The sequence below is a fragment of the Longimicrobiaceae bacterium genome, assembly GCA_035696245.1.
Taxonomy (GTDB): Bacteria; Gemmatimonadota; Gemmatimonadetes; order Longimicrobiales; family Longimicrobiaceae; genus DASRQW01.
In genome coordinates, this window is sequence record DASRQW010000471.1 from 1 (window position 1) to 13,435 (window position 13,435).

The 13,435-nt window shown below is 72.3% G+C and carries 11 protein-coding genes; all 11 read left to right on the forward strand.

The annotated features are described in order from the left end of the window. Window positions 1–325: 325 nt before the first annotated feature. The 11 genes from VFE05_21170 to VFE05_21220 all read left to right on the forward strand — a co-directional run bounded on the left by VFE05_21170 (window position 326) and on the right by VFE05_21220 (window position 13,313). Window positions 326–1,819 carry a sugar transferase gene (locus tag VFE05_21170; GenBank protein ID HET6232600.1) on the forward strand — a complete coding sequence of 498 codons (1,494 nt, stop codon included), beginning with the start codon at window positions 326–328 and terminating at the stop codon, window positions 1,817–1,819. Next, window positions 1,820–2,950, forward strand: a complete 1,131-nt coding sequence (locus tag VFE05_21175) for a glycosyltransferase (protein HET6232601.1) — start codon at window positions 1,820–1,822, stop codon at window positions 2,948–2,950. 126 nt (window positions 2,951–3,076) lie between these two features. Next, window positions 3,077–4,171: a glycosyltransferase family 9 protein gene (locus VFE05_21180; protein ID HET6232602.1), complete on the forward strand. Its 1,095-nt coding sequence runs from the start codon at window positions 3,077–3,079 to the stop codon at window positions 4,169–4,171. Window positions 4,172–4,634: 463 nt separating this feature from the next. After that, window positions 4,635–5,270, forward strand: coding sequence for a polysaccharide biosynthesis/export family protein (locus VFE05_21185; protein HET6232603.1), 636 nt, complete (start codon window positions 4,635–4,637; stop codon window positions 5,268–5,270). After that, window positions 5,267–7,351 carry a Wzz/FepE/Etk N-terminal domain-containing protein gene (locus VFE05_21190; protein HET6232604.1) on the forward strand — a complete coding sequence of 695 codons (2,085 nt, stop codon included), beginning with the start codon at window positions 5,267–5,269 and terminating at the stop codon, window positions 7,349–7,351. Before VFE05_21185 ends, VFE05_21190 begins: the two co-directional genes overlap by 4 nt. Then, window positions 7,344–8,753, forward strand: a complete 1,410-nt coding sequence (locus VFE05_21195) for an O-antigen ligase family protein (protein HET6232605.1) — start codon at window positions 7,344–7,346, stop codon at window positions 8,751–8,753. Before VFE05_21190 ends, VFE05_21195 begins: the two co-directional genes overlap by 8 nt. A gap of 7 nt (window positions 8,754–8,760) precedes the next feature. Continuing rightward, the gene (locus VFE05_21200; GenBank protein ID HET6232606.1) at window positions 8,761–9,462 is read left to right on the forward strand and encodes a class I SAM-dependent methyltransferase; all 702 of its coding nucleotides are present in this window, start codon (window positions 8,761–8,763) and stop codon (window positions 9,460–9,462) included. A 14-nt stretch (window positions 9,463–9,476) separates the two neighbouring features. Continuing rightward, the gene (locus tag VFE05_21205; protein ID HET6232607.1) at window positions 9,477–10,586 is read left to right on the forward strand and encodes a glycosyltransferase family 1 protein; all 1,110 of its coding nucleotides are present in this window, start codon (window positions 9,477–9,479) and stop codon (window positions 10,584–10,586) included. Between the two features lie 32 nt (window positions 10,587–10,618). Further along, window positions 10,619–11,509 carry a glycosyltransferase family 2 protein gene (locus VFE05_21210; GenBank protein HET6232608.1) on the forward strand — a complete coding sequence of 297 codons (891 nt, stop codon included), beginning with the start codon at window positions 10,619–10,621 and terminating at the stop codon, window positions 11,507–11,509. A 59-nt stretch (window positions 11,510–11,568) separates the two neighbouring features. Then, window positions 11,569–12,456, forward strand: a complete 888-nt coding sequence (locus VFE05_21215; protein HET6232609.1) for a glycosyltransferase family 2 protein — start codon at window positions 11,569–11,571, stop codon at window positions 12,454–12,456. Then, complete coding sequence (locus VFE05_21220; protein ID HET6232610.1) at window positions 12,453–13,313, forward strand: hypothetical protein; 861 nt, start codon at window positions 12,453–12,455, stop codon at window positions 13,311–13,313. The genes VFE05_21215 and VFE05_21220 overlap by 4 nt, the downstream gene beginning before the upstream one ends. The last annotated feature ends 122 nt before the right edge of the window (window positions 13,314–13,435 follow it).

Here is a 13,435-nt window from a genome sequence, read left to right on the forward strand (position 1 = left end):
GGGGGCGGACATGATCGTGACGCACTGGGCACGGCAGCTGGCGCGGGCGCGGCGGGGCTGAGGGGGCGCGGAGCGGAGCGCGCGGGGCTCACGGAGGGCGGCGGAAGGTGGACGCCGTGGGGGCGGGCATCGTTTGTGCAGCCGGGCCCCGGAACGACTGCCGGGAGTGCGTGCGCCGCCTGTGACGCGCGCGTTTCCGGGGGCGTCCATGGGGAAGCGCGCGGCCCTGGCTGGCGGGCGGCGCGCGGCGGCGGTGTGGTGGCGGGGAGGCCCCGTCCTTCGCCGTCGAGGGTAACGACTTCCGTGACGAAGAGTCCTCGACGACATGTTGCATAGCCAGACTTCCAGCTTCTACGCGTACGAGACCGCCGACGCGCCCGCCGCCTCGGCGGCCTCGGTGCGGATGCCGCCGTACGACGTGCGGCTCCGGCGCGAGATCACGCACCGGCGCTTGGCCGTGTCGCTGGCCCGCCGCAGCATGCGGGTGCTGGCGCTCCACGTCCTCGACTCGGCCGTGCTCGCCGCCGTGCTGTACGCGCTGTCGGCCGCGTGGCAGCCGCCCGTGCCGGCGCAGCCGTTCGTGCCCGCGGTGGTCGCCATCTTCCTGCTCAGCCTGAACGCCCTCTCCGCATACGACTCGGGAGACGCGCGCCGCGACCGCAAGCGCCTCGCTTCGGGCGTGCTGCTGGCGGTGCTGATCGTGGCCTGCCTCGCCGTCTTCCCGCCGTACGTGCCCTTCCCCCGCGAGTTCGTGGCGGCGCTGGCCGTGGCGGCGTTCGCGTCTCTGGCGGTGGGGCGCAAGGTGGTGGACCTGGCGGTGCGCCAGGCGTACGTGCGCGGCATCGGCCTGCGCCGGGCCGTGGTGATCGGGAGCCTGGACGAGGTGGGCCGCGCCATCCGCGAGATGCGGGACGACCGCAACATCGACCAGTACGTGGTGGGGCACCTCACGCAGGACGACCGGCCCGACCCCGCATCGCTCGGCACGCTGTCGCGCCTGACGCGCGTGCTGGACGAGATGAACATCCAGGAGCTGGTGCTGGCCACCGCGCTCTCGTCCGAGACGATGAGCGAACTGGCGGTGGCGTGCTTCGACCGGGGCGTGGCGGTCTACGTCCTGCCTTCCGTCGTGGGCAACCCCGACTGCTGGGCCGAGCCGCTGCGCCTGGGCGACTGCCCCATGCTGCGGCTGCACCCGGCGCGGCTCCAGCTGCCGGCGCTGATGATCAAGCGCGGGGTGGACGTGGTGCTGGCGACGGTGGCGCTGGTCGCCCTCTCGCCCGTGATCGCGCTGATCGCGCTGGCGATCCTCGTCGACTCGCCCGGCCCGGTCTTCTTCCGGCAGGAGCGGGTGGGCCTGGGAGGCCGCATCTTCCTGATCTGGAAGTTCCGCAGCATGACGGCCGACGCGCACGAGCGGCAGGGCGAGCTGGCGCACCTGAACATCTACGGCAACCGCGGCGCCTTCAAGCTGCGCGACGACCCGCGCGTGACGCGCATGGGCCGCTTCCTGCGCCGCACCAGCCTGGACGAGCTGCCGCAGCTCTTCAACATCCTGAGCGGCGAGATGTCGCTGGTAGGCCCGCGCCCGTGCCCGCCCGGCGACGTGGACACCTACGAGCCGCACCACTTCGACCGCCTGACGGTGGTGCCCGGCCTCACCGGCCCCTGGCAGGTGAGCGGCCGCAACCTGATCACCGACTTCGACACCATCGTGCAGATGGAGCGCGCGTACATCACCGGGTGGTCGCTGCTCCTGGACCTGCAGATCATGCTGCGGACGGTGAAGGTGGTGCTGCGGGGCGAGGGCGCCTACTGAATGAGAGTCGCGATCACGACGGACTGGATGGACACGTTCGGCGGGGGCGAGCGTGTCCTTCTGGAGCTTCACCGCATGTTCCCGGAGGCGCCGGTCTACACCACCGTGTACGACCCCAAGGCGGTTCCGGCGTCCATGCGCGGCTGGGACGTGCGCACGTCGTTCATCCAGCGCATCCCGTTCGTGCGCGGGTCGCACATCCGCTTCCTGGCGCTCATGCCGCTCGCCTTCGAGCAGTTCGACATGGGCGAGTACGACCTGGTGGTGACCACGAACAGCGCCTGCGCCAAGGGCGTCATCACCCGGCCCGGCACGCTGAACCTGTGCTACTGCCACACGCCCTGCCGCTACATCTGGGACCTCTTCCACGAGTACACCGACGGCCGCCGCGGCCGCGCGCTGATGGGCGTGGCGGCCCACTGGCTACGCATGTGGGACCGCATGTCGGCCGACCGGGTGGATCATTTCGTGGCGAACTCGCGCGAGGTGGCGGGCCGCATCCGCAGGCACTACCGGCGCGAGAGCGAGGTGATCCACCCCCCGGTGGACGTGGACCGCATCCGCCCGTCGGGCCGCGACCCGGAGGACTTCTACCTCGTGGTCTCGCGGCTGGTGAGCTACAAGCGGGTGGACCTGGCGGTGCGCGCGGCGAACCTGCTCGGCCGGCGTCTCGTGGTCGTCGGCGACGGGCCGGCGCGGCGCGAGCTGGAGGCGATGGCCGGGCCGACGGTCACGTTCCGCGGGCGGCTGCCGGACGAGGAGGTGGCGGAGCTGTACGCGCGCTCCCGCGGTTTCCTCTTCCCCGGGCTGGAGGACTTCGGCATTGCGCCGGTGGAGGCGCAGGCGGCGGGGCGGCCGGTGATCGCGTTCGGCAAGGGCGGCGCGCTGGAGACGGTGATGGACGGCACCACGGGCGCCTTCTTCGACGAGCAGACGCCCGAGGCGGTGGCCGAGGCCATCCTCCAGGCCGAGCGCCTGCGCTTCGACCCGGCGGACTGCCGGCGGAACGCGGAGCGCTTCGACGCGCGCGAGTTCCGCCGCCGCATGCGCGTGGCCATCGACCGCGAGCTGCGCGTGGCCCAGCGCTCCGCCGCCGGCCCGCGCCTGGACGGGGAGCGCGCGAGCGGCTGATCCCGACCGCTTCCGACCTTCCGATGCGCCCGAGCACATCTACCCACATCTACCCGACCCGCGCAGGTGCACCGTCCGCCGTCACGCGGCCGATGGGTGAGGCGCCTGCGCCGAGCCGTCTTGCCGGTGTCTGACGCCCGCGGCGAGCGGATCCTGCTGATCCTGCCCGCCGCGCTGGGCGACCTGATCCTGGCGTTCCGCGCCTTCGGCCGCATCCGGCGCTCTTTCCCGGACGCGCATCTCGCCCTGCTGGTCGGCGAGCCGTTCGAGGAGATGGTGCGGCTCTCGGGCTTCTTCGACGAGGTGCTCGCGTTCGATGCGGAGATGGCGTACGGCGGCGGGGCGGCCGGCAGGGTGCGGCTGCTGGGAGCGCTCGCGAGGCGGGTGCGGAGGCTGCGGCCCACGCGGGTGGGCGTCTTCAAGGGCGCCCCCGTGTGGGCCGCGCTCGCGCTCGCCTCGGGCGCTCGCGTGCGCGTGGGGCTAACCCGCGGCGTGGGCCGCCTGCTGTTGACGGCGCCGCTCGCGGTCGATCGCAACCGGCACCGCGAGGACCGCAACCTCGACGTGGCGCGGTTGCTCGGGGCGGGCGAGGAGGATGGGGCGGATGCGGCGTGGCCGGCGGTGCCCCTCCCGGCGGAGGTCGGCGGGGGAGATGCGGGGCCGTGGATCGGGATGACGCCGGGCGGCGCGCGGAACGTGAAGGAGGAGATGGCCGTCCGCCGCTGGGCGCCGGAGCGGTACGCGGAACTGGCCGCGCGGCTGCTGGAGCGCGAGCCGAGGGCTCGCTTCGTCTTCCTGGGCGGCCCCGGCGACCGCGAAGAGGCGGAGCGGGTGATGGGCAGCCTTCCGTCCGGCACCGTAGTCGACCTCGTAGGCCGTACGACGGTGGCCGAGGTGCGCGAGACGATCGCCCGGCTGGATGCGTTCGTCGGGCACGATTCCGGGCTGATGCACGTGGCGGGTACGACGGGAACGCCCATGGTCGCCATCTTCGGCCCGACAGATGCCCGCGTGCTCTGCCCGCGCGGTCCGCAGGCGCGGTACGTGTGGCACCCGTCGCAGCCGACGCCGTGCTACGACGAGGTGGACGGCACCCTTCGCCCGTGCGCCCCGGGCTGCTGCACTACCCGCGTGACGGTCGACGAAGTCTTCGCCCGCACCCTCGACGCGCTCGCGATGCACCGCGCGGGAGCGAGCGGGCCGGTTGTATCCGCACCGTAGCTCGTCCGCCGTCCAACGGAAGTAATCCGCCGGTCAGCCGCGCCGGTTAGCTTCGCGCCGTGAACGGTTACGCATCAGCGCTGGTGATCGGTAGATGCGCATCGACCGACGCGTTGCCCGACGGAGAATCGGCCGGAGCGTTGTCGCCGAGGGTCGCCCGGGGCGCATCATCCAACGGCACTGTAGATGTACGGCGAGGGACCGTACCGGCCGGAGCGAGGTACGACCCGCGGCCGCGCATCTACCGATTGCCCTTGCGGTTCGATGGGTGACGGGCGGCCGGGCGCTCTCGTCTGCGTAGGGCCGGCTGACGATGGATGACGGGCGGTCGCGCGCGCTGGCGAGCCCGTGCGTCCGGCGCGTTCCACGCCCGCGGGCATGGTTCAGTGCCGCTGCGCGCATTAGGTTTGAGGATTGTACCGGCGCGGCCGGTCTCGCCCCGTTTCCGTTAGAGGTTGCGTCGATGCGAAGAGCCCTGCCCCTCCTTCTCCTGGCCGTGCTGGCAGCGTGCGGCCCGCGGGGCACCGCCCTGCCCGCCGAGGGGCCCGTGCCGGAGCTGGGGCCGCCCACGGGCACCGTGCAGCCGGGCGACCGGATCCAGCTCAAGGTGTTCGGCGAGAAGGACATGAACGATATGTACACGGTGCAGGCGTCCGGCGAGGCGGTGCTGCCGCGGCTGGGGCCGGTGCACGTGGCCGGCCGCACGTCGGTGCAGCTACAGGACACGCTGCGCAGGGCGTACGCCGAATTTCTGCGCAACCCGGCGGTGGAGGTCGCGGTGCTGCGCCGCATCGGGGTGCAGGGCGAGGTGCGCCGGCCGGACCTGTACATGATCGACGAGACCACCACCTTGCGCGACGTGATCGCGCAGGCGGGCGGCCTGTCGGACGCGGGCAACCCGCGCAAGATCACTGTGATCCGCGAGGGGCAGGAGATCCGCCTGGCAGGCACCGAGCGCTTCTCGGCGGCGCAGCTGCGCTCGGGCGACCAGGTGTACATCGGCAAGCGCAGCTTCCTAGAGACGAACGCCATCGCCATCCTGAGCACGGCCGGCTCGGCGCTGGTCACCTCGCTGCTCCTCACCGCGCTCAGAAGATGAACGACGAGCAAGACCTGGTGGACCTGGGCGACGTCCTGGGCCGGGTGCGCCGCCGCTCCGGCTGGATCGCGGCGGGCGCGCTGGCGGGACTCGCCATTGCCGTCGCGATCGCCTTCGCCCTGCCGCCCCGTTACCTGTCCACCACCAAGGTGCTGATCCGCGCGGCGGACGGCGGGGCGTCTCCCCTGTCTCGCGTGAGCGGGTTGGCGGACATGCTCTCCATCGGCGGGTTGGGGTCGAAGCCGTTCGACACCGAGATGGAGGTGCTTACGAGCCGCGCGGTGATCGGGTCGGTGGTGGACTCGCTGGGGCTCCAGGCGCGCGTGACGAAGCCGCGCGCAACCCCCGTGATGCGGCTGGTCCAGTCCGCGCGCTGGCTGCGCGAGGTGCCGGACGGCGCGGTGTACGCCTTCGCCCGCTCCGGGAACGGCTACAAGGTCGAGGGCCCCGGCGCTCCTCCGACGGTGACACCCGGCGTGCCCTTCCGCACGGGGGCGGGGGTGCTCACCCTGCGCCCGGGCGGCCTGCCCGACGCGTTCACGCTGCGGGTGTCGGACTACGAAGATGCGGTGACGGACGTCTTCAAGCGGCTCGATCCGGGCAAGCCCACCGGCGAGGTGGCGCACCTGGAGTTTGCCGCGGCCGACCCGGTGACGGCGGCGGCGGTGCCCAACGCGCTGGTGCGCGAGTACCTGCTCCGGCGCCGCACCACGGACCGGGGAGTGAACGCCCACCGGTACGAGTTCCTGGCGCGCCAGGCCGACAGCATCGGCGGCGAGCTGGTGCGGGCGGAGGGTTCGCTGCGCAGCTACATGGAAACCAGCGGCGTGGTGGACCCGGAGTTCCAGGGCAAGGCCACGTTCGAGCGCCTGGCGCAGCTGCAGGGCGAGGCCGAGACGATCGACGTGGAGACGCGGGCGCTGGAGCGCACGCTCTCGGCCGGAGTGGCGCCGCAGGGCTCGGATCTGGCTGCGTACCCCACCTTCTTCAAGAACCCCGCGATATCGAACGTGCTCCAGCAGCTGCTGGAGCTGCGCTCGACCCGCACCCAGCTGCTCCAGAAGCGCACCGACCGCGACCCCGAGGTGGTGGGCCTCACGCGCAGCATCTCGCAGCTGGAGGCGGAGCTGGGTTCGCTGTCGCGGGCGTACCTGAACGGCCTGCGCCAGCAGCGCTCGGCGGTGCAGCTGGAGCTTGCGCGCTACCGAAGCAGCGCGGCCACCATCCCCGGCACGTCGGAGGCGTCGCTGCGCCTGCAGCGCGAGGTGAAGCGGCTGTCGGAGACGCTGATCGTGCTCCAGACGCAGCTGGTGCAGACGCGCCTGGCCGCCATCGGCGAGGGCGGCGACGTGCGGCAGATCGACCCCGCGGTGCCGCCCAAGCGGCCGGCGTTCCCGTCCAAGCCGCTCTTCGCGGGCCTCGGCCTCTTCGCCGGGCTGCTGCTGGGCTGCTGCGGCGCGCTGGTGCGCTCGTACACCGACGACCGGCTGCGCACCGCGCGCGAGCTCCAGGCGGCGATGCACGTGCCGGCGCTGGAGTTCGTGCCGGGCGCGCCGCTGCTCGTCTCGGGCTCGCAGGAGCGGGGGACGGTGCTGGTGGCGGCGGGCAGCGAAGGGGCCGACACCGCCCTGGTGGCGCGCCAGCTGGCCGAGACGGCCTCGCTGCGTGGCCAGGACGTTGCCTTCGTGGATCTCACGCATCCCCGCGCGATGCTTGCCGCGGGATCGGAGAACGGCTCCTCGCGCTCGGCGTCCACGGCGCTCGTCCCCGGCACGGCACCGGAGGCGGCGGGCTACCAGCTGTACGCGGGGCTGGACGGGGCACGCTGGACGGGAAGCTCGCTGCGGGGCGACGTGGAGGACCTGGAGCGCCGCTTCGCGCGCGTGGTCGTCGCCCTCCCCTTGGCCGAGTCGCCCGCGGCGCTGGCGCTCTTCGCGCCGCAGCGGCCGGTGGTGCTGGTCGTGGGCCCCGGGCCGGTGAGCCGGTCGCGGCTGGGCGGCACGATGGACGGGCTGGCGCGCCTGGACGCGCATCCGGCGGCCCTGGTGCTCGTCCGCACCCGCGCCGCGGCCGATGCCTGAGACGGCCGCCGCTCCGGCCGCGGCCGGCCGGGGCGTGCGCGTGGCGGCGGCGCTGCGCCTCGCGCTGGTGCTCTCCATCGTGGGCCAGCTGGGGCGCATCCCCGTCCTCCAGGCGGGCCGCAAGGACGCACCCATCCTCGCGAACGACATCTTCCTGATGTGCGTGCTCGTCCTGGGCGGCGTGTGCGCCTTCCGGGCGAAGCGGCTGCTGCTGGACCGCGTGGCCCTTGTGGCGCTCGCGTTCGCGGCGGTGGGGGGCATCTCCACCGTCCTCGCCGTTCCGCGCTTCGGGCTCAGCGGCTCGCAGGTGGTGTTCAGCCTGGCCTACCTGGCGCGCTGGCTGGCGTACTTCGGCATCTACCTGGTCACCGTCAACTTCGTTCGCGGGGCCGACGTGGAGCGCGTGTGGCGCGCCTTCCAGGGCACGGTGGTGGCGATGGCGGCGTTCGGCATCTTCCAGGCGATCTTCCTGCCGGACTTCGCCTTCATGGTCTACCCCGGCTCGGCCGCGTACCTGGACTGGGATCCGCAGGGCCACCGGCTGGTCTCCACCGTGCTGGACCCCAACTTCGCCGGTGCCATCATCAACATGGCGCTGCTGCCGTCGCTCGCCATGCTGTCCTACGGCGTGCGGCAGCGGCCGTGGATGCTCGCCGTCCTCTTCCTCGCCCTGGCGCTGACGCTGTCGCGCGGGGCGATTCTCGCGTTCGTGATCGGCGTCAGCGTCATCGTGCTGGCGCGCGGCGTCTCCCGGCGCCTGGTGCGCGTGATGGCGGTGCTGCCGCTGGCGGTGCTGCCCTTCATCCCTTTCCTGATCCGCTACGCCATCCTGTACCGCAAGTTGGGGATCGGCGACAAGTCCGCCCTCGGACGCTTCGCCGGGTGGCTCATCGCGCTGCGCATGATCCGCGACCACCCGGTGATCGGCGTGGGCTTCAACACCTTCGGCTTCGTGTCGTCGCGCTGGGACGACGGGGTGACGGAGGTGATCAGCCGCTCCTCGTTCGGCGGAGACGGCGGGCTGCTGCTGGTGACGGTGCTCACCGGCGGCGTGGGACTGTGCTGCTTCCTGTGGATGCTGGGCGCGGCGGTCGCCAACTGCCGCCGCACGTGGCGCAACGCATCGGCACCCCCGATGTCGCGCGGCCTGGCCGCGGGCGTGGCAGCGGTGACGGTGGCGATCGTGATCCACGGATTCTTCCTGAACACGCTCTTCTATCCGTTCATCATGGAGCCGCTATGGGTGCTGTGGGGGCTGGCGTTCGTCGCCCGCCGCAGCCTCGCGGCGCGCGCTCCTTCGCCCGAGGCGCCCGCGCGGCCCCGCTTCGCCCTCGCACACCTGGGCGGGGGCGCGCTGCCTGCTCCCGCTCCCGCGCTCCGCGCGCGCGGCGCCACGGCCTGAGCCACGGATGATCGACAAGAACCTGAACTACGGCCGCCACGTCGTGCGCCGCTTCCTGGAGCAGGCGCGCCCCTTCTCGACCCTGCTCGACCTGGGCGCCGGCACGGGCGTGGACCTGCGCGCCGCGCGCGAGGTGCAGCCGGATGCGGAACTGCACGCCATCGAGGTGTGGCCGGAGTCGGTCCGCACGCTGGAGGGGATGGGCGTGCGGGTGCATCCCATCGACTTGGAGAAGAACCGCTTCCCGCTGGCGGACGGGTCGATGGACGTGGTGATGTCGAACCAGGTGCTGGAGCACACGAAGGAGATCTTCTGGATCTTCCACGAGGCCACGCGCGTCCTGCGGACCGGCGGCCACATGATCGTGGGCGTCCCGAACCTCGCGTCGCTGCACAACCGCCTGCTCCTGCTCCTGGGCCGCCAGCCGAGCGCGCTCCAGAACGCCACGGCGCACGTGCGCGGCTACACGCGGCGCGACATCGTCCGCTTCGTGGACCGCGTCTTCCCGGGCGGCTACAGCGTGCGCGCGTTCGGCGGGAGCAACTTCTACCCGTTCCCGCCGGCCATCGCACGGCCGCTCGCGAAGGCGCTTCCGGGGATGGCATGGGGCATCTTCCTGTTGCTGCGCAAGGAGCGCGAGTACGGCCGCGAGTTCGTGGAGTACCCGGTGCGCGAGCGGCTGGAGACGAACTTCTTCCTGGGCACGTGAGCGAGACAGCGGGTTTGTCCTCGGCCGACGAGGGGGCAAGGATCGGGATCGAGGCGCACGGGATCGGCGAGCGGCCCACGGGCGTGGGGACGTACGTCTACAAGCTCGTGGAGGCGCTGGGCCGTGTCGCACCCCGCGAGCCGCTGGTCCTCTACCGAAACACGACGGACGGGCCGCAGCTGCCGTTCCCCACGCTCTACGTGCCGCCCTCGCCGCTGTGGACCACGGCGCGGCTGCCGCTGCACTTCGCGCTGCACGGCGCGCCGCCGGTGATGCTCTTCCCCGGCCACTCGCGCTCCCTGTACTGCCCCGGCCGGAGCGCGGTGACCATCCACGACCTCGCCTTCGAGCTGTTCCCGGACCACTTCACCGCGGCGGACCGCCTGCGCCTGCGGCTGACGACGCGCAACGGCGTGACGCGCGCCGACCGCCTCATCGCCGTCTCCGAGGCGACGAAGCGCGACGTGGTGGAGCGGATGGGCGCGGCCCCGGACCGCGTCACCGTCGTGCACCACGGTGTGGACCACGCCGTCTTCCGTCCCTCGACCGCCGGCGAGGTGGATGCAGTGCGCGCGCGGCACGGGCTGCATCGTCCGTACGTGCTGGCCGTGGGCACGCTCCAGCGCAGGAAGAACCACGCGACGCTGATTCGTGCGGTGCACATCTTGCGCGGCCGGGGCGTGGACGTGGAGCTGGTGCTGTCCGGCGCGGGAGGATGGCTCTTCGACGAGACGCGACGCCTGGTGGACGAGCTGGGGATGGGCGATGCCGTGCGTTTCCTCGGCTACGTGCCGCTGGACGAGCTTCCCGCGCTGTACGCCGGCGCCTCGGCCGCCGCCCTTCTCTCGCTCTACGAAGGCTTCGGCCTGCCCGTGCTGGAGGCGATGGCGTGCGGCGTGCCCATGCTCGTCTCGGACACGTCGTCTCTGCCGGAGGTGGGTGGCGACGCCGTGCTGAAGGTGCCCCCGATGGACCTGGACGCCGTCGTATCCGCGCTCGACCGCTTGCTGCACGACGATGCGTTGCGCGCCGACCTCTCCGCGCGCGGCATCCGGCGCGCGGCGGGCTTCACGTGGGAGGCGACGGCGCGCGGCACCCTCTCCATCCTCCGCGATCTGCTGTGACGGCGGGTACGACCGGGAGCGAGACGGGTCGCGTGGGCGTCGTCATCCTCAACTGGAACGGGTTCGAGCTGACCCGGCGGTGCGTGGAGACGGTGCTCGCTTCAGACCATCCCGGCACCTTCCCCGTCGTGGTGGACAATGACTCGGCCGACGGTTCGTTCCAGCGGCTGCGCGAGGCGTTCCCGGATGTGGAAGTGCTCCAGTCCGGCGCCAACCTGGGCTACGCGGGCGGCAACAACGTGGGCATCCGCCGCGCGCTGGCGGACGGGGCGGAGTTCGTGTTCGTCATCAACAACGACACGGAGGTCCCGCCGGACTGCATCGGGATCCTGGTCGATGAGATGCGGCGCGACTCGCGGATCGGCCTGGCCGGACCGAAGGTCATCGACGCGATCCAGGGCTGCATCGGCGCCGTGGGCGGCACGATCCACTGGCCCACGGCCGAGCCGCGGCAGATCGGGTGCATGGAGGCGGACCGCGGGCAGTACCGCGACGTGGCGGACGTGGAGTTCGTGCCCGGCACGGCGGTGATGGCGCGGCGCAAGGCGCTGGAGCAGGTGGGGGAGATGCCCGAGCGCTACTTCATGTACTTCGAGGACGTTGCGTGGTCGCTCGGGTTCCGGCGCGCCGGCTGGCGGACGGTGGCGGTGCCGCGGGCTCACCTCCTGCACTACGAGTCGTCGAGCGCGGGGCGCAACTCTCCGCTCAAGACGTACTTCCAGGTGCGGAACAACCTGGCCTTCGTGGACGAGTGGGTGCCGGCGGACCAGCGCCGGGCCGTGGGGCGCCGCTTCCGCTTGAAGCTGGTGAAGCTGGCGGCCAAAGCCGTCCTCGCCCGCTCCGCGCCCCAGCTCGGGGCGATCATCGCCGGCTACCGCGACCATGCCGCGGGCCGCATGGACAACCCCGGACGCCGGTTCTGACGGCGATGGAGGGCGCAGCGTTGGAGGCCGTGCAAGCAGCAGCGAGGGAAAAACGGGCGGTGGATGCCGCGCGCGCGCCGGTGGTGACGGCTATCGTGCTCAACTGGTGTGGCGAGGCCGACACCGCCGCCTGCCTGCGCTCGCTCGCAGCGGGCGACTACCCGGCGCTGCGCGTGCTGCTGGTGGACAACGGCTCGCCCGACGGCTCGGGCGACGAGCTGCACGCGGCGTTCCCGGAGACGCCATACCTCCAGACCGGCACCAACCTGGGGTACACCGGCGGCAACAATCGGGGGATGGAGCGCGCGCTGGAGGACGGATGCGACTACGTGCTCGTCCTCAACAACGACACCGTCGCAGAGCCGGACTGCGTCTCCCGCCTGGTCGCCGCCGCGCGCTCGCGGCCGAAGGTCGGCGCGGTGGGGCCGAAGATCCTGTACGCCGACGAGCCGGACCGCATCTGGTTCGCGGGGGGCGACCTGTCGCGCACCCGTGCGCTGGGCACGCATCGCCGCGAGGGCGAGCGCGACGACGTCCCGGACCCGGCGGCGGCAGGGCCGGAGGAGGTCACCTTCCTCACCGGCTGCTGCCTGCTGATCCCGGCAGACGTGGTGCGCGAGGTGGGCGGGTTCGAGGAGGACTTCTTCGCGTACGCGGAAGACGTGGACCTTTCGCTGCGGCTGGCGGAGCGCGGCTACTCGCTGCTGTACGAGCCGCGGGCGCGCCTGCTGCACCGCATCTCCCCCACCGAGCAGCCCAGCCCGTTCGGAATCCGGCACGCCACGCGCAACCGGCGGCGGCTGGCGCGGCGGCGCTTCACGGCGGCCCAGCGAGTGCGGTTCGCGCTCTTTTTCTACCCCACGCGCCTCATCCGCGCGGCGGGCTACCTGCTGAGCGGCGACCGGCCCCGCGCCCGCGCCGTGTGGGACGGAGCGGTCGGGAGATGACGGGCGGCCCTTCATCTCCCGCGCCCGGCGGATACGATGTGGCCGTCGCCTTCCGCGTCTACCCCGGCGTCTCCAAGGCGCCGGTTCGCTTCGCGGACGACAAGCTGCGCCTGGCCGAGACCTGCCTGCGCAGCTTCGCGACGGCGGTGGGCGGCCTGCGCGTGAAGGTGTGGGCGCTGCTGGACGGCTGCGGGCCGGAGTACGACGGGCTGTTCCGGAGCTGCTTCGCGGACGAGGACCTCGTCGTACTCCGGCTGGAGCGCGAGGGGAACCAGGCGACGTTCCAGCGGCAGATCGACATCCTGCTGGGCCAGGACGCGGCGGACCTCGTCTACTTCGCTGAGGACGACTACCTGTACGCGCCCGGCTCGCTGGCCGAGATGGTGAGCTTCATCCGCGCGAAGCCCGAGGCGGACTTCGTGTCGCCGTACGACCACGCGGACTACTACCAGGAGAAGCTGCACCGGCACCCCGTGCGCGTGCAGGCGTTCGGCCGCAGGCACTGGCGCACGGCGAGCTCCACCTGCCTCACCTTCCTCACCCGGCGCGAGACGCTGCGGAAGGCGCGGCGGGTGTTCGAGACGTACTCCACCGGCAACTCGGACTTCTCGCTCTGGCTGAGCCTCACCAAGCTGGCCGGATGGAACCCGCTGCTCCCTTTCCTGTACCGGTTCACGGACCGGCGCTACGCGTCGCCGCTGCTGAGCGTGTGGCGCCGCACGGGATTGCAGATGCTCTTCGGTCCGCGCTTCACGCTGTGGGTGCCCATCCCCTCGCTGGCGACGCACATGGAGAGCACGGGCCTGGCCCCCGTCGTCGAATGGGAGCCGGTGATCGACGCCGTCGCCCCGCGCTGAATCGACCGGACGAGCGACGCTTCGCTTCCACCGATCCCATCGGCGGAACGACGACCGGTGGATCGATCGTGGACTCTCGACGGGGTTTCATCTACCGAAGCACCGGCGAATCCCCGGGACGG

What these genes read in the sequence shown, in the direction of transcription:
- VFE05_21195 (HET6232605.1), top strand. Translation starts at nt 7,344, where the DNA reads ATGCCTGAGACGGCCGCCGCTCCGGCCGCGGCCGGCCGGGGCGTGCGC.
- VFE05_21185 (HET6232603.1), top strand. Translation starts at nt 4,635, where the DNA reads ATGCGAAGAGCCCTGCCCCTCCTTCTCCTGGCCGTGCTGGCAGCGTGC.
- VFE05_21170 (HET6232600.1), top strand. Translation starts at nt 326, where the DNA reads ATGTTGCATAGCCAGACTTCCAGCTTCTACGCGTACGAGACCGCCGAC.
- VFE05_21190 (HET6232604.1), top strand. Translation starts at nt 5,267, where the DNA reads ATGAACGACGAGCAAGACCTGGTGGACCTGGGCGACGTCCTGGGCCGG.
- VFE05_21200 (HET6232606.1), top strand. Translation starts at nt 8,761, where the DNA reads ATGATCGACAAGAACCTGAACTACGGCCGCCACGTCGTGCGCCGCTTC.
- VFE05_21220 (HET6232610.1), top strand. Translation starts at nt 12,453, where the DNA reads ATGACGGGCGGCCCTTCATCTCCCGCGCCCGGCGGATACGATGTGGCC.
- VFE05_21175 (HET6232601.1), top strand. Translation starts at nt 1,820, where the DNA reads ATGAGAGTCGCGATCACGACGGACTGGATGGACACGTTCGGCGGGGGC.